Raw genomic sequence first — 19384 nt, 5'->3', positions numbered from 1 at the left:
CAGGTCTTACGTTCTCAATGTGCGGCTTTTCGGCAGCCGCCCCGCAGACGCGAAGCCCCCGGTTGTTCCCCCGTGATCGGGGGCTTCGTTCTGCCCCGGCCCCCCTCGCGGGGCGCAAGCGACGCTCTCGCTCACCCTCGGTCACCGTGCCGGTCCGGCCTGCGCCGTCCTTGGGCCGCGGCCCGCCCGCCGGGTACGATGCCTTTCGGCGCGGTCAATTCCCTTCCGCCACAAGGCGGTTCTGAGTCCTGCCCGACGGGCGCATGCCCGGCGGCACATCACGGGGGGGCACGGTTCGTGGGGGACGTCACGGAATTCGGCACGCGGGGCCTCAACGCCCCGGCCGACCTCGCCTGGCTGCGTGGGGTGGACGCCTACACGATGGGCGCGTATCCGCAGGCCGAGGACGAGTTCAGGGCCGCCGTACAAATGGATCCCGGCATGGCGGACGGATGGCTCGGCCTGCACGCGCTGCGCATCGACACGACCACCGCCCTGCTGCGCATGCACCGCCACCGCGATCGCTTCGGCGAGCAGCGGGCCCGGCACCGGCGGACCCTGAACTCCTGGTACTGGCTGGGCTGGTGGGTCCAGCCCGTGCTGGAGAAGCCGCGCGACCTGCTGCTCGCGCACGCCTCCCACTGGCTCGACGGCCGCCATGTGCCGGAACTCGACCGGGCGTTGGCGGGGCTGCCGCCGGTGGACGCCGATCCGCAGGTGCGGTTTCTGCACGCCTGTCGCGCGTACCTGGTCAAGGACTGGGAGCAGCTCGTACGCCATACCGATCCGCTCGTCGACGACCCGCTGCTCGGCATCGAGACCGGGCTCTTCGGCGGCATGGCACGGGTGCGTCTGGAGATGTACGGGCAGGCCGAGCCGATGTTGTCGGCCGCCCTGATGCGCTGCCGCAGCGAGCAGCCGCAGCGCAAGGAGCTGCGCTACTGGCTGGCCCGCGCGCACGAGGGCACCGGACGCAGTGCGGCCGCGCTGCCCCTGTACCGGGCCGTACACCGAGTCGATCCGGCGTTCATGGACACTTCGGCGCGGCTCGCGGCGATCGCCGAGGGGGACGGGTACGAGGACTCCCCGGGCTTCGCCGCTGTGTCGCTGGCCGGGAGTGGCCAGGACGCCGCGGACGCCGCGGACGCCGCCGGCAACTCCGAGAGCCTGCTGGGGCCCGAGGTGCCGGAGGGGCGGGACCTGCTGATCGGCGACGGCACGCAGCCGCCGGCGGGCGTGGGCGGGGCCGCGGCCGCCGGGGGCAGCGGCGTACGCGAAAAGGCCTTCTTATCGCCGAGGTCGGCGTCCCCCGTCTTCCCCGGGGGCCCCTCGGATCCCGCGCTGCTCGCCGAGGCTTTGGCCGAGCTGGAGCGCATGGTCGGCCTCGAACCGGTGAAACGCCAGGTCAAAGCGCTCTCGGCGCAACTGAACATGGCCCGGCTGCGGGCCGGGCAGGGCCTTCCCGTCCAGCCTCCGAAACGCCACCTGGTCTTCTCGGGCCCCTCGGGGACCGGGAAGACCACGGTCGCCCGCATCCTGGGGCGGGTGTTCTACGCGCTCGGGCTGCTCGGTGGCGACCATCTGGTGGAAGCCCAACGGGCCGACCTGGTAGGCGAGTTCCTGGGCCAGACCGCCGTCAAGGCGAACGAGCTGATCGACTCGGCGATCGGCGGGGTGCTGTTCGTCGACGAGGCGTACAGCCTCTCCAACTCCGGCTACAGCAAGGGTGACGCGTACGGCGACGAGGCCCTCCAGGTGCTCCTCAAACGCGCCGAGGACAACCGGGACCACCTGGTGGTGATCCTGGCCGGCTACCCGGAGGGCATGGACCGCCTGCTCGCCGTCAACCCCGGCCTCTCCTCCCGCTTCACGACTCGGGTCGACTTCCCCAGCTACCGGCCGCTGGAGCTGACCGCCATCGGCGAGGTGCTGGCCGCCGAGAACGGCGACGGGTGGGACGAGGAGGCCCTGGAGGAGCTGCGCAGCATCAGCGGGCACGTCGTCGACCAGGGCTGGATCGACGAGCTGGGCAACGGCCGCTTCCTGCGCACGCTCTACGAGAAGAGCTGCGCGTACCGCGATCTGAGGCTTTCCGGTTACGCCGCCGCCCCCACGCGCGACGAGCTGGCGACGCTGCGGCTGCCCGACCTGATGCAGGCGTACGGCGAGGTGCTCTCGGGGCGCGGTCCCGCCGACCGGCGCCGGCGGGAGCCTCCCCCGCTGTAGGCCCCGGCCGTGATCCTTCGGGCAGGCAACCCCGGCGGGGTCAGCGCGGGTGGTTGCCGGTGCCGCGGGTCTCGGCCAGGGCGCGCAGGGCGTGGGCGTCACGGATGGCCTGCTGCTTGGCGATGCCGGGCTGGATGCCGAGAGCGGGCAGGCTGGAGCCGTCGCTGAGGTCGAGGAAGACCCAGGGGTCACCGGAGCGCAGGTTCACCCGTACGATCTCGGCCCACTCCAGCCGACGCGTGGTGGTCAGGTTGACCACGATGACACCTGCGTAGTCGGCGACGACCTTGGGGCGGCTGAGCAGCAGCAGCACGCCGAAGATCAGCAGCGCGGTGAGGATGAAGGACGCCCGCTCGCCGCCGGTGAGGGTTTCCAGAAGCAGCGCGATCGTGGTGATGACGGCGAACATCACCACCCCGACGGTCAGCAGGACGGCCCGGGTGCGGGTCGGCCGGAACGTGACCGGCAGGGTGGGGAGTTCGGGCTGGGACACGGCGGTCGGGTTCCTTCGGAGTGGAGCGGTACGGCGTGATGCGTCCGGGCTCAGAGGCGGCAGGCGTGGATGGCCGTGGTGAGGATGGCGCGGGCGCCGAGCTCGTACAGGTCGTCCATGACGCGCTGCGATTCCTTGGCGGGGACCATGGAGCGGACGGCGACCCAGCCCTCGTTGTGCAGCGGCGAGACGGTCGGGGACTCCAGGCCGGGGGTGAGGGCGACAGCCGCTTCGAGGTGCTCGGCCCGGCAGTCGTAGTCCATCATCACGTAGCTGCGGGCGACGAGAACGCCCTGGAGGCGGCGCAGGAACTGCCCGACCTTGGGGTCGGCCGCCTCGTCGCCGGAGGTCCCGGCGCGCCGGATGACGACCGCTTCCGAGGTCATGATGGGCTCGCCGATCACTTCGAGGCCCGCGTTGCGCAGGCTGGTGCCGGTCTCGACGACGTCGGCGATGATCTGTGCGACGCCGAGCTCGATGGCCGTCTCGACGGCACCGTCGAGGTGGACGACTGCGGCGTCGATACCCTCGTCGGCGAGGTGCTTGGCGACGATGCCCTCGTACGAGGTGGCAACCGTCATCCCGCCGAAGTCCTGGACGCCGGCGGCGGTGCCCGGCTTGGTGGCGTAGCGGAAGGTGGAGCGTGCGAAGCCGAGCTGGAGGATCTCCTCCGCGTTGGCTCCGGAATCGAGCAGCAGGTCGCGCCCGGTGATGCCGATGTCGAGGCGGCCGGAGCTCACGTAGATCGCGATGTCACGGGGCCGCAGGTAGAAGAACTCGACCTCGTTCTCCGGGTCGACCAGGCGCAGCTCCTTCGACTCCTTGCGCTGCTGGTACCCGGCCTCATGGAGCATCTCCGCCGCAGGTCCGGAGAGGGAGCCCTTGTTGGGGATGGCGATGCGCAGCATGAGGTCAGGTTCCTTCTGTGCGGTGGGAGTCGTGTCGTACGTACGCGAAGAGGTGCAGGGGGTGCGGCTCAGAGGTGGGCGTAGACGTCCTCGAGCGAGATCCCGCGGGCGACCATCATCACCTGGACGTGGTACAGCAGCTGCGAGATCTCCTCGGCGGTGGCTTCCTTGCCCTCGTACTCGGCGGCCATCCACACCTCGGCGGCCTCCTCGACGACCTTCTTACCGATGGCATGCACGCCCTTGTCCACCAGCTCAGCGGTGCGGGAGCTGGAGGGGTCGCCGTCTGCGGCCTTGAGCCGCAGCTCGGTGAAGAGCTCTTCGAAGGTTTTGTTCGCCATGATGGGCCTAAGAGTACGGGGTGGAATGTGGGCACTCAGCGCCAGGGTTCGGCGACCGTGCGCAGCGTGGTGGCGGTGGCGAGGGCCGCCGTCACGGCCTCGTGGCCCTTGTCCTCGCGGGAGCCTTCGATTCCGGCGCGGTCCAGTGCCTGCTCCTCGGTGTCGCAGGTCAGCACGCCGAAGCCGATGGGGACTCCGGTGTCGACGGAGACCTGCGTCAGGCCGTTGGTGACGCCCTGGCACACGTACTCGAAGTGCGGTGTTCCGCCCCGGATCACAACGCCGAGCGCGACGATCGCGTCGTAGCCGCGGCCGGCGAGGACCTTCGCGACGACCGGGAGCTCGAAGCTGCCGGGGACCCGCAGGACGGTCGGCTCGTCGATGCCCAGTTCGTGCAGGGCGCGCAGGGCGCCGTCGACGAGGCCGTCCATGATCTTCTCGTGCCACTGGGCCGCGATCACCGCCACCCGCAGGTCGCCGCAGTTCTTCACGCTCAGTTCGGGTGCGCCTTTGCCGCTCACGCTGTGCTCCTAGGAAGTTGTTACTGGTTGCCGCAGGTGGAGGCGGGGGTGCCGTCCAGCCAGGGCAGGTCGTGTCCCATCCGGTCCCGCTTGGTGCGCAGGTACCGGAGATTGTGTTCGCCCGCGGTCACGGGCATCGGCTCGCGCCCGGTGACGGTCAGGCCGTGCCGTACGAGCGCCGCGGTCTTCTCGGGGTTGTTGGTCATCAGCCGGACGCTGTGTACGCCGAGATCCTCCAGGATCTGCGCGCCCGCCGCGTAGTCGCGGGCGTCGGCGGGCAGGCCCAGCTCCAGGTTGGCGTCGAGGGTGTCGCGGCCCAGCTCCTGGAGCTCGTACGCGCGCAGCTTGGACAGCAGTCCGATGCCGCGCCCCTCGTGGCCGCGCAGATAGACGATGACGCCGCGTCCCGCCTCGGTGATGGCCCGCATGGACGCTTCCAGCTGAGGGCCGCAGTCGCAGCGCAGCGAGTGGAAGATGTCGCCGGTCAGGCACTCGGAGTGCATCCGGACCAGGACGTCCTGGCCGTCGCCGGTCCCGCCGTGCACGAGGGCGACGTGTTCGACGCCGTCTACGGTGGAACGGTAGCCGTACGCCGTGAACTCGCCGTGGGCCGTGGGCAGATGGACCGTTGCCTCGCGGCGGACGGTGGGGTCCGAGGTGCGGCGGTAGGCGATCAGGTCCTCGATGGAGATGATCGTCAGGCCGTGCTTGCGGGCGAACGGGATCAGTTCGGGCAGCCGCAGCATCACACCGTCCTCGCCGGCGATCTCGACGATGGCGCCGGCCGGACGCAGGCCCGCGAGCCGGGCGAGGTCGACGGCTGCCTCGGTGTGGCCGTTGCGTACGAGTACGCCGCCGGGCTTGGCGCGCAGCGGGAAGATGTGCCCGGGGCGCACGAAGTCGCCCGCGGTGGAGGCCCCGCTCGCCAGCAGGCGCAGGGTGGTGGCGCGGTCCGCGGCGGAGATGCCGGTGGTGACACCGTGCTCGGGGCCGGCGTCGACGGAGACGGTGAAGGCCGTGCGCATCGACTCTGTGTTGTGCTCGACCATCTGCGGGAGGGCGAGCCGCTCCAGTTCGTCGCCTTCCATGGGCGCGCAGATCAGGCCGCGGCACTCGCTCATCATGAAGGCGACGATCTCGGGGGTCGCCTTCTCTGCGGCGATGACGAGGTCGCCCTCGTTCTCCCGGTTCTCGTCGTCGACGACCACCACGGGGCGGCCCGCCGCGATGTCGCGAATGGCGTGCTCGACGGGGTCGAGGGCCAGGTCCTCCGCGTTGTCGGTGCTGTACCAAGTGGGCAGGGCACTCATGCTGTTGCTCCTTCCATGGCGGGCGTCGCGCTCGCGCGCGACCGTTGCCACCAGTCGTAAGCACCCCAGAGGACGAGGGCGAGGTAGACGACGTACACGAAACCGGAGAAGGCGAGGCCGCTGCTGAAGGCGAGCGGTACGCCCACCAGGTCGACCAGCAGCCAGGCGAACCAGAACTCGACCAGGCCGCGGGCCTGCGCGACCATCGCGACGAGGGTGCCGACGAAGATGTACGCGTCGGCCCAGGGGCTCCAGGACAGTGACGGGTAGAGGGTGAAGAGTCCGCCGACGGCCAGGGTGCCCACCACCGCACCGCCGAGCAGCAGTCCGCGCTCGCGCCAGGTGGCGAAGCGGATGGCGATCGAGCCGTCCTGGGCCTGCTGCCTGCCGCGCTGCCACTGCCGCCAGCCCCATACGGCGACGCCGATGACCAGCAGCTGCTTGCCGACACCGCCGCTGAGGTGGGCGGCGCCGTAGGCGGCGACGAGGATGACACCGGACAGGAACTGGGCGGGCCAGGTCCATATGGAGCGGCGCCAGCCGAGCGCGAGGGCGATCAGCCCGATGGTGTTGCCGATCATGTCGGACCACATGATGTGCTGGCCGAAGGCGGCGAAGGCCTCGCTGTTCAGCCAGGACGCGGCGCTCACCTGCTGCTCTCCTCGGCCTGGGAGTCCGCGTCGCCGCCGGCGCCGAGCAGCCGCTCGACGTACTTGGCCAGTACGTCCACCTCTAGGTTCACCGGGTCTCCTGCCTGCTTGATGCCAAGGGTGGTGAGGGCGAGGGTGGTGGGGATCAGGCTGATCGTGAAGTAGTCGTCCGCCGCCTCGACGACGGTCAGGCTGACGCCGTCGACGGTGATGGAGCCCTTCTCGACGACGTAGCGGGCGAGGCCGGCCGGCAGGGAGATCTTGACGATCTCCCAGTGCTCGGACGGTTCGCGGCGGACGATGGTGCCGGCGCCGTCGACGTGTCCCTGGACGAGGTGTCCGCCGAGGCGCCCCCCGAGCGCCATGGGGCGCTCCAGGTTGACGCGGGAGCCGACGGCGAGGGCGCCGAGGCTGGAGCGAAGCAGCGTCTCGGCCATCACGTCGGCGGTGAATTCGCCGTCCCCGAAGTCCACGACGGTCAGACAGACCCCGTTGACGGCGATGGAGTCGCCGTGCTTGACGTCCTCGGTGACGAGGGGTCCGCGCAGCCGGAAACGGGAGGCGTCACCGAGGTTCTCGACGGCGGTGACCTCACCCAGTTCTTCGACGATTCCGGTGAACACTCAGTGCTCCTTCAATGCGGATGCGGATGCGGATGCGGATGCGGGGGTGGCGGAGACGGAGGGTACGGCGGTGATGCGCAGATCGGGGCCGAGGCGGACGCTGTCGCTGATGTCGAGGCGCAACGCTTCGGTGAGGGTGGAGATTCCGGCGCCGGCGAGGGCGGCGGGCCCCGCGCCGAGCAGGACGGGAGCGAGGTAGCCGGTGACCGCGTCGACAGCGCCGGCGGCGACGAAGGCCCCGGCGAGCGTCGGCCCTCCTTCGAGGAGGACCGAGCGGACACCGCGGGTGTGCAGCGCGGCGAGCAGGGCGGGGATGTCGAGGCCGGTGCTGGTGCGGGGCAGCCGTACGACGTCCACGCCGGCGAGCGGGGTCGTGTCGGCGTCCTCGGCGACCGCGATCAGGGTGGGCGCCGCGTCGTCGAGGACGCGTGCGCCGGGCCGCACCGCGGCGGCGTTGGTGTCGACGACGACCCGCAGTGGCTGGGTGGCGCCCTCGATGCCGCGTACGGCGAGGTGCGGGTCGTCGGCGCGCACTGTGCCGGAGCCGACGATCACGGCGTCCGCCTCGGCGCGCAGCCGGTGTACGTCGGCACGGGACTCCGCCGAGGTGATCCAGCGGCTGGTGGCGTCGGCGGCGGCGATACGGCCGTCGAGCGTGGCAGCGTACTTCCAGTGGACGTACGGGCGGCCGAGACGCACGGAGGTGAGCCAGGCGGCGTTGACGGCCCCGGCCTCGTCCTGGAGCAGGCCCTGCTCGACCCGGATCCCGGCCGCGCGCAGGGTGTCGCCGCCGCCCGTGGCCTGCGGGTTCGGGTCCCCTACGGCGTACACGACACGGGCGATGCCGGCCGCGATCAGCGCCTGGGCGCAGGGGCCGGTGCGGCCGGTGTGGTTACAGGGTTCGAGGGTGACGTACGCCGTGCCGCCGCGCCCCCGCTCCCCCGCTTGCCGCAGGGCGTGCACCTCGGCGTGCGGGCCGCCGGCGCGCTGGTGGAAGCCGGCGCCGACCGGTTTGCCCGTGGCGTCCAGGACGACGCAGCCGACAACCGGGTTGGGGCTGGTGGAACCGAGTCCGCGGGCGGCGAGGGCGATGGCCCGGCGCATGGCGTTCGCGTCGGTCGTGACTTCGGCCGTGGTGGCCACCGGGTCCTCCTGCCTCTTCGGGCACGGACTCCGGGGCCTGTCGATGACGACAGAGAGCGGGCAGACATCGCAGGGGGCACGGGAACGCCGGGCCGGACGGAGGTCGCCCATGTGGGGCGGCCGATTGCCGACAGCGGCGTACCAATGACCTGTGACGGCCCGCCGCGCACTGCCTCCCATCCGGACTTTCACCGTCGGTACAGGAATTTCACCTGTTCAACCGGTCACTGGATGTGACCGGGTCGCGGACTATAACCGCCGGTTCGGAATTACACCGACCCCGGAGTGCGCTGCTGCTGGTACAGGGTCAGTCTGCCACGCCTGCTCGGCGGTCACGCATGCGAGCCGCTGTGGCCCGGCTCACACACCACGTCAGCTCCGTGGCGCGAACAGGTCGTCCTGGGCCGCGTCCCGCGCCGAGAGCAGCGCCCCCTGGAGCACGGCCGCGTCGCCGAGTTCCCCGGCCCGTACCTCGGTGCGCAGGGGGGACAGCTCGGCCAGGCGACCGGCGACGCGCTCGGCGAGGGCGGCGCCGCCCGCGTGGCCACTCTCGCCCCCGAGCAGGACGCAGCCGGGATCGAGGACCGCCGTGACGGACGCCGCCCCCACGGCGAGGTGCCGGGCGAGGGCGTCCAGGAACGGCTCGCCCCGGCGCCCCGCCGCGAGCGCCGCCCGCACGCCGGCCGCGGCCGAGGTGTCCCCGTCCGTGGCGAGTGAGTGGCGCTCCGCGAGCCGGGCGACGGCCGAGCCGCCCACCAGCGAGTGGAAACCGCCGTCGCACCCCGTGGCCGACGGCAGCCCCACAGTGCCCGGCACCGGCATGAACCCGATCTCGCCCGCGCCACCGGAGGCGCCCCGGCGCAGCCTGCCGTCGAGCATGAGCGCCGCGCCCACGCCGTGGCCGAGCCACAGGAGTACGAAGGTGTCCCGGTCGCGGGCCGCCCCGAGCCGGTGCTCGGCGAGCGCGGCCAGGTTGGTCTCGTTCTCCACGAGCACCGCGGCGGGGAGGCGTTGCCGCAGGGCGGCGACCAGTCTGCGGTGCCAGGCGGGCAGGCCCTTGCTCGCCCGCAGTTCACCGGTGACCGGGTCGATCAGGCCGGGCGCGCCGATTCCGACGCTGTGAAGTCGCTGCGCCCCGGCCTCACGCGCGGTGCGTTCCAACAGGGCGACCGCCTGCTCCACGGCGGGCCCGGTGCCGATCGTCTCGCCGCCGATGGGCAGGGTCGCCTCAGCCAGTTTCCGGCCGAGCAGGTCGGTGACGGCGACCGTTACCCCTTGCGTGCGTACGTCGACCGCGGCGAGGTGCGCCCGGTCGGCGACGATCCCGTAGAGCCGCGCGTTGGGGCCACGCCGCTGCGCGCCGGTTTCCCCGACCACGGCGATCAGCCCGGCGCCCTGCAGCCGTTCGACCAGGTCGGCGACGGACGGGCGGGAGAGTCCGGTGAGCGTCTTGAGCTGCCCGGCGGTGAGCGGACCCTCGTGCTGCAACAGCTTCAACGCTGTCCGGTCGTTGATGGCCCGGGCGGTGCTCGGTGATGCGAGCATGCCGCGGATCCTCTCAGATCTATTTATCAGGCAGGGTTCCTGATAGTTTACGTCGGCACGCTGGACGGGACTGACGGTACGTGGACGGGAATGCGGGGAGGGCGCGGCAGATGTCGGGCGAAACGGTGTTCAGCCGGAGCACGTTGAAACGGGCACGGTATGCGGTCGCCGCCGTGTTCTGCGTTCACGGAGCCGTCACGGGCAGCTTCGCGACCCGCATCCCGTGGATCGCCGACCACGCCTCCGTCAGCGCCGGCCAGCTCGCTTCACCCACTGGCAGGAGGCCCTCGCGCTCGTCGCGAGCGGCAGGGGAGCGGTGATCTCGGCGGCGCAGGGCGCCCAGTACTACGTCCGGCCCGGCGTCACCTACGTCCCGTTCGACGACGCGCCCCCGATCGAGTACGGCCTGGTCTGGCGCCGCGCCGGCAACACGGCGAGGGTGGCGGAGTTCGCCAGGGCCGCGAGGGAAGTGGCGCTCGCCCCGCCCCGGTTGAACGCGGTGCGGGAACCGGAGGGGTGCGGGGGCGCATCTTCACGGGAGTCGTCGGCCGGATAACGGGGGGATGCGGAATGTTCGCTGGAAGTGGGGCCTACGGGCTCGTGCTCGGGACGCTGGGACTGCTCATCGCGGCCTTCGGCATCGGAGCGTTCGTCTTCATGCGGCGGAAGGCCGCGGAGTACCAGCAGACGCTGCGAGCCGGTCTGATGGCGGAAGGCCGGTGCCTGGAGACGTATGTGGTGCACCACCAGTCGTCGAACGGGTCCGGGAACAGCCAGCGGCGGCTGATCGTGGGCTTCCTGACCTATGACGGGCGTCAGATACGAGCCACAGTCGCCGCGCGGCAGCCTTATGTGGCGGGGGACCTGGTGCCGCTGCGGTATCTGCCGCACCGGCCCGAGCGGGCGGTGGTGGACGGGGCCCCTGTGCGGCTCGGGGTCGCGTCGTGCGTGGTGGGCGGGATGACGGTGATGCTCGTCGGCATGGGGTTGGTCCTCGCCCTGATCGGCTTCGTGGGGGTCATCTTCGCGTCGCGCACGTGAGTGGTTAATCGGTTGCCGCTGACGTCGGCCTCTGCTGCACTGACCGGTGACAGCCGAGTGACCGAGGAGATACTGATGCGAACTGCGTTCATGCCCTACACGAAGGTAATTGCTGCCTATTCGGAGGACATGACACGTAGTGCGTACGTTGAACTTGGGAATTCTGGCGCATGTCGACGCCGGTAAGACCAGCCTGACCGAGCGGCTGCTGTACGCCGCCGGTGTCATCGACGAGATCGGCCGCGTCGATGACGGAAATACCCAGACCGATTCGCTGGCGCTGGAACGACAGCGCGGCATCACCATCAAATCCGCCGTTGTGTCGTTCGTTGTTGACGACGTGACGGTCAATCTGATCGATACGCCCGGCCACCCGGACTTCATCGCCGAGGTGGAGCGGGTGCTGAGCGTGCTCGACGGCGCCGTGCTGGTCGTGTCCGCCGTGGAGGGCGTCCAGCCGCAGACCAGGGTGCTGATGCGGACGCTGCAACGTCTTCGCATCCCCACGCTCATTTTCGTGAACAAGATCGACCGGCGCGGTGCACGGTACGAGCGTGTGCTGCGGAGCCTGGGCGAGAAGCTCACGCCCGCGGTCGTTCCCATGGGGACGGTGGGCGAGCAGGGCGGCCGGGGCGCGTTCTTCGTACCGGGAGACGCCGGCGACACCGGCTTCGTCGCTGGGCTGGTCGATGTGCTCGCCGACCGCAGCGACGAGCTGCTCGCCGCATATGTCGAGGACGAGGGCGTTCCGTACGGGCGCGTCCGCGGCGAGCTCGTCGCGCAGGTCCGGCAGGCGCTCGTGCACCCCGTGTACTTCGGCTCGGCGATGACCGGCGCGGGTGCCGATGCCTTGATGGAGGGGATCGGTTTCCGTGTCCCTCTATGGCGAGGTGCAGAAAGAAGTCATCCAGGCGACGCTGGCTCATGAGTTCGGCGTCGAGGTGTCCTTACGGGAGACGACGACCCTCTGCATTGAACGTCCGGTCGCTGCCGGGGCGGCTGTCGAAATCATCGACAAGGGAGCCAATCCATTTCTTGCCACCATTGGACTGCGCGTGGAGCCGGGTGCGGTCCGCAGCGGTGTGGAATTCCGTATCGGTTTCGAACTCGGTGCGCTGCCGCTCTCGTTCATCAAAGCGGTCGAGGAAACCGTGCGAGAGACATTGAGCGAGGGATTGAACGGCTGGCGGGTCACCGACTGCGCCGTCACCATGACGCACTCCGGATACTGGCCGCGGCAGAGCCACTCCCATGCCGTCTTCGACAAGAGCATGTCGAGCACGGCCGGGGACTTCCGCAATCTGACGCCGCTGGTACTGATGGACGCGCTGTCGCGCGTGGGCACCCGGGTGCACGAGCCGATGCACCGGTTCCGGCTGGAGGTTCCGGCGGATGCGTTCGGGGCCGTGCTGCCGGTACTGACGCGGCTGCGTGCTGTTCCTGCGGCGCCGGAGACGCGTGGGGCGGCGTATGTGCTGGAGGGTGTGATCCCTGCGGCTCGCGTGCATGAACTGGAGCAGCAGCTGCCGACGCTGACCAGCGGGGAGGGCGTGTTGGAGTCCGCCTTCGACCACTATCAGGCGGTGGTCGGAGAGGTTCCGGCCAGAGCGCGTACGGATCACAATCCGCTGAACCGGAACGAGTACCTGCTGCACGTCGTGCGGCGGGTCTGAGCTTGTTTTTTATCTACCAAGACCTTCCGGGCTTGCCGATGGCCTTGAGGTTCTCGGGGCGTTTGACGGTTTTGCCGACGTCGTAGCGGGTGCGACTCCCAGGAGACCCGGATCGGGGACATCCCGCACATCGGCCGCAAGTACCTGCGCGCGGCGCCGAACGGCGAGGTGACCGCCGACCAGGTCGCCAACGCCCACCCGGCCGTCCGCACCGTCGCGCTGGCCTTCCCCGCGATCGGTGCGTCCGTGGCGATGCCACTGGCCGGCGCGGTCAGCCACCGGCTCGGCGCACGCGCCGCGCTGCGCTGCGCGGCCTGCTGGCGCTGTGGACGCTCGCACTGATCCTGCCGTCGCTGGCGCCGAACCTGGGGACGCTGTGCGCGGCGCTGTTCGTGTACGGCGCGACCGCGGGCATGTCGGACGTCGCGATGAACACGCTGGGTGTGGAGATCGAGAACCGGCTCGACAAGTCGATCATGTCCGGGCTGCACGGCATGTGGAGCGCGGGCGCACTGATCGGCTCGGCCGCCGGAACACTCGCCGCGCACCTGGGCACCGATGCGCGATCGCACCACGCGCTGGCCGCAGCGGCGCTGACCGTACTGGGTCTGGTCGCCTGCCAGGGCGTGATCGATCTGCGCAGCGCACCCGAGGAGGAGGCTCCGCCGCGGTTCGCGCTGCCGCCGAGGTCGGCGCTGGTGATCGGCGCGATCGGGTTCTGCGCGGTGTTCGCCGAGGGGGCGAGTCTGGACTGGTCTGCGGTGTACCTGCGGGATGTGCTGGACACCTCGCCGGGGCGGGCCGCCGCGTCGACGACGGCGTTCGCGCTGACGATGGCGGTGGCGCGGCTGGCCGGGGACCGGGTGGTCGACCGGTTCGGCCCGGTACGTACGGTCCGGGTCGGCGGTGTCGCGGCGACGGCCGGCGGGGTGCTGGTCGTCCTCGCCCCGCATCCGGCGCTCGCCATGGGCGGGTTCGCGCTGATCGGGCTCGGGGTGGCGGTGGTCGTCCCGCTGGCGTTCGCGGCGGCGGGGCGCAGCGGGCGGAACCCGAGCCAGGCGATCGCGGGGGTCGCGACCATCACGTACACCTCGGGGCTGATCGCCCCTTCGGCGATCGGCGCGGTCGCGGATGTGACGTCGCTGGTGGTGTCGTTCGGCCTGGTGACGCTGCTGGCGTTCGGCCTGGTGGTGGGGGCGGGCGTACTGCGGGGCGCGGGGCGGCTGCCGGAGGGGGCGCACACCGAGGCGCGAACGGCCGCCACGGGGAAATCAAGCCCCACCGGCGTCTGAGAAGCGGGGCCCCCTGACACCCCCTCAGCCGCGCGGCGGACAGTCGCACGACGGACAGTCGCACGACGGGCAGCCGCGCGACGGGCCGGTCGGCATCCGGCCGTAGCATGACTCCGATCATTCACGGAAAACGCACAGGAGCCACGATGAACCTCGGGGTGCGCTGGACCCTGCACGGCGACGGCCGGACCCCCGCCCCCGGCGCCGTGGTACGCCCCGACGAACGCCTCTCCTGGCCCCGCACGGCCGGGCTGGGCGCCCAGCACGTGGTGGCCATGTTCGGGGCGTCGTTCGTGGCTCCGGTGCTCATGGGCCTGGATCCGAATCTGGCCATCATGATGTCCGGCGTCGCGACGATCGTGTTTCTGCTGGCCACCCGTGGCAAAGTGCCCAGCTACCTGGGCTGTTCGCTCTCCTTCGTCGGCGTGGCCGCCACCATCCGTGCGTCCGGCGGCGACAGTGCCACCGTCACCGGCGCGGTCCTCGTCGTCGGCGCCGCGCTGTTCCTGGTGGGGCTGGCGGTACAGAAGTTCGGCGCCCGCATCATCCACGCGGCGATGCCGCCGGTCGTCACGGGCGCGGTCGTCATGCTGATCGGCTTCAACCTGGCCCCGGTCACCGCGTCGACGTACTGGCCGCAGGATCAGTGGACTGCCCTGCTGGTGATGGTCTTCACCGGCCTGGCCGTGGTCTGCCTGCGCGGCTTCTTCTCACGCATCGCGATCTTCCTCGGCCTGCTCTTCGGGTACGGGATCTCCTGGCTCTTCGACCAGGTCTTCGGCCGGATCCATTCCCCCGCCGGCGGCGCCGAGGCCGTGGACCACTGGCGGCTGGACCTGTCGGCGGTCGGCCGGGCGGACTGGTTCGGCCTGCCCTCCTTCCACGCGCCGGCCTTCGAGTGGTCGGCGATCCTCGTCGCGCTGCCCGTCGTCATCGCCCTGATCGCGGAGAACGCCGGACACGTCAAGGCGGTCGGCGAGATGACCGGCGACTCGCTCGACGACAAACTCGGCACCGCCATCGCCGCGGACGGTGCCGCGTCCATGCTGTCCACAGCCGTCGGCGGCCCGCCCAACACGACGTACTCCGAGAACATCGGCGTCATGGCAGCCACCCGTGTCTACTCGACCGCCGCCTACTGGGCCGCCGCGGGCTTTGCCCTGCTCTTCGGGCTCTGCCCCAAGTTCGGCGCGGTCGTGGCCGCCATCCCCGGCGGTGTGCTCGGCGGCATCACCGTCATCCTGTACGGCATGATCGGACTGCTGGGCGCCCAGATCTGGACGAACGCCGGCGTGGATCTGCGCAATCCGCTGAACCTGGTGCCGGCCGCCGCGGGCATCATCATCGGCGTCGGCGGCGTGCGCCTGAAGATCACCGACAGCTTCGAGCTGAGCGGCATCGCCCTCGGCACGATCGTCGTCATCACCGGCTATCACGTGCTCCGCGCCCTGGCCCCCGCCCACCTCAAGGAGCAGCAACCCCTGCTGGACGCGGGCACCTCGGCGTACGACCGCGATGCGGAAGAGGACAAGTCCCGCTAGAAGCCTGCCGATCAGGCGTTCGGCCGGACCGTTGCCTCACTGCGAACACCCCCCACGCCGACGGAGCATTCGTTCCCCCGTTCCGGGGAAGCCGACGCCTACGGCACCCGGCGGGCAGCCCGAGGCTGGGACGCTGCCCGCATGGCGCAGATCGAGCACTTCCCGGCTCAGACGGACCGTTCCTCGATGTCGGTCGACACGGTCGTCGCGCGGATGCGTTCCTATCGCTGCGACTGGCCGGCCTCGGACGGCCTGGCGGTGTTCAACCGGGTCTATCTGACGGTCACCGAGGAGATCGGCCGGCGCCTCGACGGCGGTCTGTTCACCGATGTCCGTGCCGCCACCACCCTGGACGTCCTCTTCGCCCAGCGGTATCTCGCCGCCGTGGACGCCTGGTCGGCGGGGCGACGGCCACCCGCCTGCTGGCGGCCGCTGTTCCACTGCCGGCGCCATCCGGGCGTACGCCCGCTCCAGTTCGCCCTCGCCGGAATCAACGCGCACATCGGCCACGACCTGGTGCTGGCCGTCGTCGACACCTGCGAGGCGCTCGGCTGCCGCCCGGCGGACCTGGAGTCCGACTTCGACCGGGTGGGCGACGCGCTGGTCACACTGGAGGAGCGCGTCCGCGAGGACCTGATGCCCGGTCCCGACCTCCTGCAGATCGCCGATCCGCTGACCCATCTGCTCGGCGCGTGGAGCCTGGAGCGGGCGCGTGACGCCGCCTGGTCCGCGGCCCGGCTCCTGTGGGGGCTGCGTGAACTCCCGGACCTGGCGGAGGACTTCGGGGAACGGCTGGATGCCGGAGTAGGCCTCGTCGGGCGGATGCTGCTCACGCCCCTGCCTTACGACGACTGACCCCACGCCCGACAGATGAAGCGGGGGTGAACGGCGTCCGTCGAGCTGCCGGAAACCGTTTTCGTCCCCCTCCTCGCGCCCTACCGTGACCCGCACACGTGCACGAGACAGCAGTGCGCAGGCGGCCGGGCGAGGACATCCGTGGAGTGGTTGAACTTCGAGAACGTGCTGGCTCTGGCAGGGGTCGTGGTCGGTGTGGTGGCCGCGGTCGGCCCGTTCTGGTACGAGCGCAGGGTGCCCCGCCGCAAGCGCATCGGCTACCGCGTGCAGATGGACACGCCGATCGGCGGCGACGCCCGGGCCGGTCACGACACCGTGCGCCTCGGCCTGTTCGACGTATCGCCCGACATGGCCAACGCCACGCTCGTGCTGCTGCGCATCGAGAACGACGGCGCCCAGGGCATCGCCGCCACGGACTACACCGGCCCCGACGCCCACGGCCTCACCGTCCACTTCACGGACCGCACGGTCCGCGGGGTGGCGGTCACCCAGCCCAACCCCGAACACACCCACCTGATGGGGCACTTCACCCCGGCAGGCGGCATGCGCCACGACCAGAACCGCGTGTTCCTCCCCAAGGTTCCTCTCAACCGAGGCCAGCACTACAAACTTCTCGTACTGCTCGGCGAAGGCGGCGTTGGCAGCGAGGTCCAGGTCAGCGGGGGCATCCAGGACGGACAGGTGGCGCCCAACGAGAGCACCACGCCGGACGACAAGCCGCCGCTGTTCAGCCGGCCGGCCCGCCTGCTCACCGCCGCGCTCGCCCTGTGTCTCATCGCCCTCGCCACCCTGACCGTGGTTCGCGACGACGCCCCGCCGCCGATGGGCTGCGCGACCGGTGAGCTGACCGTCGCAGGGTCCAGCGCCTTCCGGCCGGCCGTCGACGAGCTGGCCGCCAAGTACCAGGAGGACTGCCCGGACGCGAAGATCACCGTGGACATGGATGGCAGTCTCGGCGGCATCAGCGCCCTGGAGGACGCGGGTCAGGCGTCCGACGACGGATCACCGCCGGTGATCGCCCTCTCGGACGGCCCCAAGCCGAACGGTTACCCCCAGCTGCGTGAGAGCCGCGTCGCGGTGTCCGTGTTCGCCCTGGTGCTGAGCGACCAGGTGCCGGTCAGGGGGCTGACCATCGCGCAGGTGAGGCAGTTGTATTCCGGTGCGATCCGCAGCTGGGACGAGCTCGACGGGCCCGATCTGCCGGTCCGGCTGGTCAGCCGGCAGTCCGACTCCGGCACGCGCCAGGTCTTCGAGCGTACGATCCTGGCGGAGGGCGAGAGCGCCAGCTCCTCGCAGAACTGCGTCTCCCGCAACGACTCCGGCCCCGGCGTCATCCGCTGCGAGCTGGGCACCACCGAGCAGGTACTGGCGAAGGTGGCCGCGGTCCCCGGCGCCATCGGCTACAGCGAACTGCGCTCCGGTACGGACCCCGACGGTGTACACCGTCTGCGGCTGGACGGCCGGGAGCCGACCATCGACAAGATTGGCACCAGCGGCTACCCGTTCAACGAGATCGAGTACGCCTACACCTACGGCAGCCCGCCCGCCGACTCCCTCGTCTCCAGCTTCCTCGCCTACCTGACCTACGGCACAATGCCGGGAAGCTTGGCTTGATCATCTCGTGTGGCTGTCGGGCTCCGCGGTGGTCGGCGGGGTTGTGTCGAGTGGGATGATTTCGATCCCGTATCCGGTGATTTTTGTGCTGCGGCTGGCCGGCCCGGCGGGTTTCGAGGGGAAGATGGAGCTGGGGCGTTTCACGGTCCGGGGGCAGACCCGCAGGCGTCGCTCGGCCGATCGCAGGTTCGCCAGCAGCGACGTGGTCATCTCGGCGAGGTGGGTGCCGATCCGCGCCGTGGTGCGGATCACGGTGTCCCGGGCGACGGTCAGGGCGACAGTGAAGGAGAGCCGGTCGGCATCGAGCCCGTGGCCGGCGGCGGTGGAACTGATCGTGCGGCGGATCGCCTGGTGGGTGACGAGATACGCCCAGATCTCCTGGTTGACCAGCGCGGGTGTCTTCGATCTCAGGACGGCGCGTGCCCCGCGCTGAGTGATCTTCAAGTCCCGGAATTCGAGCTCGGATTCCCACCGCTGGGAATACAGTGCGGCCAGTTCACCGGCGGGGAAGGCCGCAGGGTCGAGCAAGGTGGTGATGAGCCGGTAGGGCTCATGGCGTCGTGACCCGTCGGCGGCCTCGATGACGACCACCATCTCGATCACCCGGATCCGTACCGACCGGGGCCGCCCCGCCAGGGCTTTCGTGATGTTCTTGTGCGCGTGCCGGGTCGCGAGCCAGGAGCCGTCGGGCAGGACCTCGTCGGGGACCAGCCGCACCGCCGCCGAGATCCGCCACAACAGATCCGCCCCGCCGGCGGCGGCATCGACCCACAGCAGCCAGCCCGGGAATCCCCGGTCGGCCAGGACCAGCATCCCGGGGCGCATCCGGTCCAGCAGGCGCCGTGTCAGGTCCTGCTCACAGACCCGGCGGATGTCGAACGCCACCCCGAGCAGCGCCCGGGTCCCGCACTCGATCAGCGCGACCAGGCGGACCTGGGGGAACGCGGCGATCCGCCGCTGATTGCGGGTCCGGCCGAACACCGCGTTCACCGCGGTGTCGGCGACCTCGAGAAACGTGCCGTCCACCGAGGCCAGCCGAAGCCCCCGCCAGAACACCCCCGGCATCGCGACCGTGCCGACCGGCCCGGCGATCCGCTCGAACAGTAACCGGAACGGCTCCGGGCCCAGCGTGACGCGGCGCTGCCGCAGCGCCGAGGAGGAGACCAGCTGGCCCCGCGCGGCCAGCCGCGCCGTCCCACCGGCCAGCTTCGACAGCACCGACCGGTAGCCGTCTCTCGGGAACAGCGTCAACGCGAGCACGAAGAACACACACGTCACCGCGCAGAGTTTGCCGTCACTACGCCGGTCCCCGCGGCCGGAAGCCGCCAGCACATCCGTGACCATCCGCCGTGTCACAACCTGGCGCAACACACCCAGCTGCCCCGTCTGTCCCGCGCTCGCACGCGACGACCCCTCTATGCCAGACTCCCCAGACAACGAAGCTCCTGTTCCGAACAAGTCGATCGTGGTAGATCGCTCGTTCTACAGGAGCTTCGCTGCATCCAGCGCCCGCACACGAGATGATCAAGCCAAGCTTCCCGGCATTGACCTACGGCAGCGGCCAGAACGTCGTACGCACCCACGGCCATCTGCCGTGCGCGGCGCCGG

At 70.7% G+C, this 19384-nt stretch carries 16 protein-coding genes, 4 pseudogenes and 1 riboswitch; of the genes and pseudogenes, 10 read left to right on the top strand and 10 right to left on the bottom strand.

The window, feature by feature from the left end; genetic code table 11:
* Positions 1-297 precede the first annotated feature (297 nt).
* On the top strand, positions 298-2226 hold the full coding sequence (locus ACU6WZ_RS25780) for an AAA family ATPase (RefSeq protein WP_447030575.1): 1929 nt from the start codon (positions 298-300) through the stop codon (positions 2224-2226).
* A gap of 40 nt (positions 2227-2266) precedes the next feature.
* Here the strand turns inward: ACU6WZ_RS25780 and ACU6WZ_RS25775 are convergent, their stop codons facing one another.
* The 9 genes from ACU6WZ_RS25775 to ACU6WZ_RS25735 all read right to left on the bottom strand — a co-directional run bounded on the left by ACU6WZ_RS25775 (position 2267) and on the right by ACU6WZ_RS25735 (position 9760).
* Positions 2267-2719 carry a PH domain-containing protein gene (locus ACU6WZ_RS25775; protein ID WP_447030574.1) on the bottom strand — a complete coding sequence of 151 codons (453 nt, stop codon included), beginning with the start codon at positions 2717-2719 and terminating at the stop codon, positions 2267-2269.
* Between the two features lie 50 nt (positions 2720-2769).
* Positions 2770-3627: an ATP phosphoribosyltransferase gene (gene hisG / locus ACU6WZ_RS25770; RefSeq protein ID WP_447030573.1), complete on the bottom strand. Its 858-nt coding sequence runs from the start codon at positions 3625-3627 to the stop codon at positions 2770-2772.
* A 68-nt stretch (positions 3628-3695) separates the two neighbouring features.
* Positions 3696-3968 carry a phosphoribosyl-ATP diphosphatase gene (locus tag ACU6WZ_RS25765; protein ID WP_447030572.1) on the bottom strand — a complete coding sequence of 91 codons (273 nt, stop codon included), beginning with the start codon at positions 3966-3968 and terminating at the stop codon, positions 3696-3698.
* 35 nt (positions 3969-4003) lie between these two features.
* On the bottom strand, positions 4004-4489 hold the full coding sequence (gene ribH / locus ACU6WZ_RS25760) for a 6,7-dimethyl-8-ribityllumazine synthase (protein ID WP_447030571.1): 486 nt from the start codon (positions 4487-4489) through the stop codon (positions 4004-4006).
* A 20-nt stretch (positions 4490-4509) separates the two neighbouring features.
* Positions 4510-5799, bottom strand: a complete 1290-nt coding sequence (locus tag ACU6WZ_RS25755; protein WP_447030570.1) for a bifunctional 3,4-dihydroxy-2-butanone-4-phosphate synthase/GTP cyclohydrolase II — start codon at positions 5797-5799, stop codon at positions 4510-4512.
* A complete protein-coding gene (locus tag ACU6WZ_RS25750; protein ID WP_447030569.1) occupies positions 5796-6449 on the bottom strand; it encodes a nicotinamide mononucleotide transporter family protein in 654 nt (217 codons plus the stop codon). Before ACU6WZ_RS25750 ends, ACU6WZ_RS25755 begins: the two co-directional genes overlap by 4 nt.
* Entirely contained in the window at positions 6446-7072 is a 627-nt protein-coding gene (locus ACU6WZ_RS25745; protein WP_447030568.1) for a riboflavin synthase, read from the bottom strand. Before ACU6WZ_RS25745 ends, ACU6WZ_RS25750 begins: the two co-directional genes overlap by 4 nt.
* Positions 7073-8176: a bifunctional diaminohydroxyphosphoribosylaminopyrimidine deaminase/5-amino-6-(5-phosphoribosylamino)uracil reductase RibD gene (gene ribD / locus ACU6WZ_RS25740; RefSeq protein ID WP_447034252.1), complete on the bottom strand. Its 1104-nt coding sequence runs from the start codon at positions 8174-8176 to the stop codon at positions 7073-7075. It abuts the gene before it with no gap.
* A 201-nt stretch (positions 8177-8377) separates the two neighbouring features.
* A riboswitch (FMN riboswitch) is annotated at positions 8378-8508 on the bottom strand.
* 79 nt (positions 8509-8587) lie between these two features.
* Positions 8588-9760 (bottom strand): ROK family transcriptional regulator, encoded by a 1173-nt coding sequence (locus ACU6WZ_RS25735; RefSeq protein WP_447030567.1) that lies wholly within the window; start codon positions 9758-9760, stop codon positions 8588-8590.
* 110 nt (positions 9761-9870) lie between these two features.
* Between ACU6WZ_RS25735 and ACU6WZ_RS25730 the strand changes: the two are divergent.
* From ACU6WZ_RS25730 to ACU6WZ_RS25690, 9 genes and pseudogenes are all read left to right on the top strand, one after another.
* Positions 9871-10023, top strand: a pseudogene (locus ACU6WZ_RS25730) (MFS transporter); the annotation flags it as partial.
* The gene (locus ACU6WZ_RS25725; protein WP_447030566.1) at positions 9984-10316 is read left to right on the top strand and encodes a LysR substrate-binding domain-containing protein; all 333 of its coding nucleotides are present in this window, start codon (positions 9984-9986) and stop codon (positions 10314-10316) included. The pseudogene ACU6WZ_RS25730 and the gene ACU6WZ_RS25725, both read left to right, overlap by 40 nt.
* Before the next feature lie 14 nt (positions 10317-10330).
* The gene (locus ACU6WZ_RS25720; RefSeq protein WP_447030565.1) at positions 10331-10801 is read left to right on the top strand and encodes a DUF3592 domain-containing protein; all 471 of its coding nucleotides are present in this window, start codon (positions 10331-10333) and stop codon (positions 10799-10801) included.
* A gap of 139 nt (positions 10802-10940) precedes the next feature.
* Positions 10941-12474: pseudogene (locus ACU6WZ_RS25715) on the top strand (GTP-binding protein).
* Between the two features lie 93 nt (positions 12475-12567).
* Positions 12568-12687 (top strand): annotated as a pseudogene (locus tag ACU6WZ_RS25710) (HD domain-containing protein); the annotation flags it as partial.
* Positions 12688-13766, top strand: a pseudogene (locus tag ACU6WZ_RS25705) (MFS transporter); the annotation flags it as partial.
* A gap of 146 nt (positions 13767-13912) precedes the next feature.
* Positions 13913-15307: a uracil-xanthine permease family protein gene (locus ACU6WZ_RS25700; protein ID WP_447030564.1), complete on the top strand. Its 1395-nt coding sequence runs from the start codon at positions 13913-13915 to the stop codon at positions 15305-15307.
* Between the two features lie 141 nt (positions 15308-15448).
* On the top strand, positions 15449-16162 hold the full coding sequence (locus ACU6WZ_RS25695) for a DUF5995 family protein (RefSeq protein ID WP_447030563.1): 714 nt from the start codon (positions 15449-15451) through the stop codon (positions 16160-16162).
* Between the two features lie 141 nt (positions 16163-16303).
* Positions 16304-17776, top strand: a complete 1473-nt coding sequence (locus tag ACU6WZ_RS25690) for a PstS family phosphate ABC transporter substrate-binding protein (RefSeq protein ID WP_447030562.1) — start codon at positions 16304-16306, stop codon at positions 17774-17776.
* Here the strand turns inward: ACU6WZ_RS25690 and ACU6WZ_RS25685 are convergent, their stop codons facing one another.
* Positions 17777-19120, bottom strand: coding sequence for an IS4 family transposase (locus ACU6WZ_RS25685; RefSeq protein WP_447028847.1), 1344 nt, complete (start codon positions 19118-19120; stop codon positions 17777-17779).
* Positions 19121-19384: the final 264 nt, after the last annotated feature.

It is taken from the genome of Streptomyces hypolithicus, from assembly GCF_052934925.1.
This window is presented reverse-complemented; position numbering and strand designations above follow the sequence as displayed.

Coding starts and splice junctions, on each gene's coding strand:
- hisG (WP_447030573.1), bottom strand. CDS start 3,627: ATGCTGCGCATCGCCATCCCCAACAAGGGCTCCCTCTCCGGACCTGCG.
- ACU6WZ_RS25765 (WP_447030572.1), bottom strand. CDS start 3,968: ATGGCGAACAAAACCTTCGAAGAGCTCTTCACCGAGCTGCGGCTCAAG.
- ACU6WZ_RS25755 (WP_447030570.1), bottom strand. CDS start 5,799: ATGAGTGCCCTGCCCACTTGGTACAGCACCGACAACGCGGAGGACCTG.
- ribD (WP_447034252.1), bottom strand. CDS start 8,176: ATGCGCCGGGCCATCGCCCTCGCCGCCCGCGGACTCGGTTCCACCAGC.
- ACU6WZ_RS25735 (WP_447030567.1), bottom strand. CDS start 9,760: ATGCTCGCATCACCGAGCACCGCCCGGGCCATCAACGACCGGACAGCG.
- ACU6WZ_RS25720 (WP_447030565.1), top strand. CDS start 10,331: ATGTTCGCTGGAAGTGGGGCCTACGGGCTCGTGCTCGGGACGCTGGGA.
- ACU6WZ_RS25700 (WP_447030564.1), top strand. CDS start 13,913: ATGAACCTCGGGGTGCGCTGGACCCTGCACGGCGACGGCCGGACCCCC.
- ACU6WZ_RS25695 (WP_447030563.1), top strand. CDS start 15,449: ATGGCGCAGATCGAGCACTTCCCGGCTCAGACGGACCGTTCCTCGATG.
- ACU6WZ_RS25685 (WP_447028847.1), bottom strand. CDS start 19,120: ATGGTCACGGATGTGCTGGCGGCTTCCGGCCGCGGGGACCGGCGTAGT.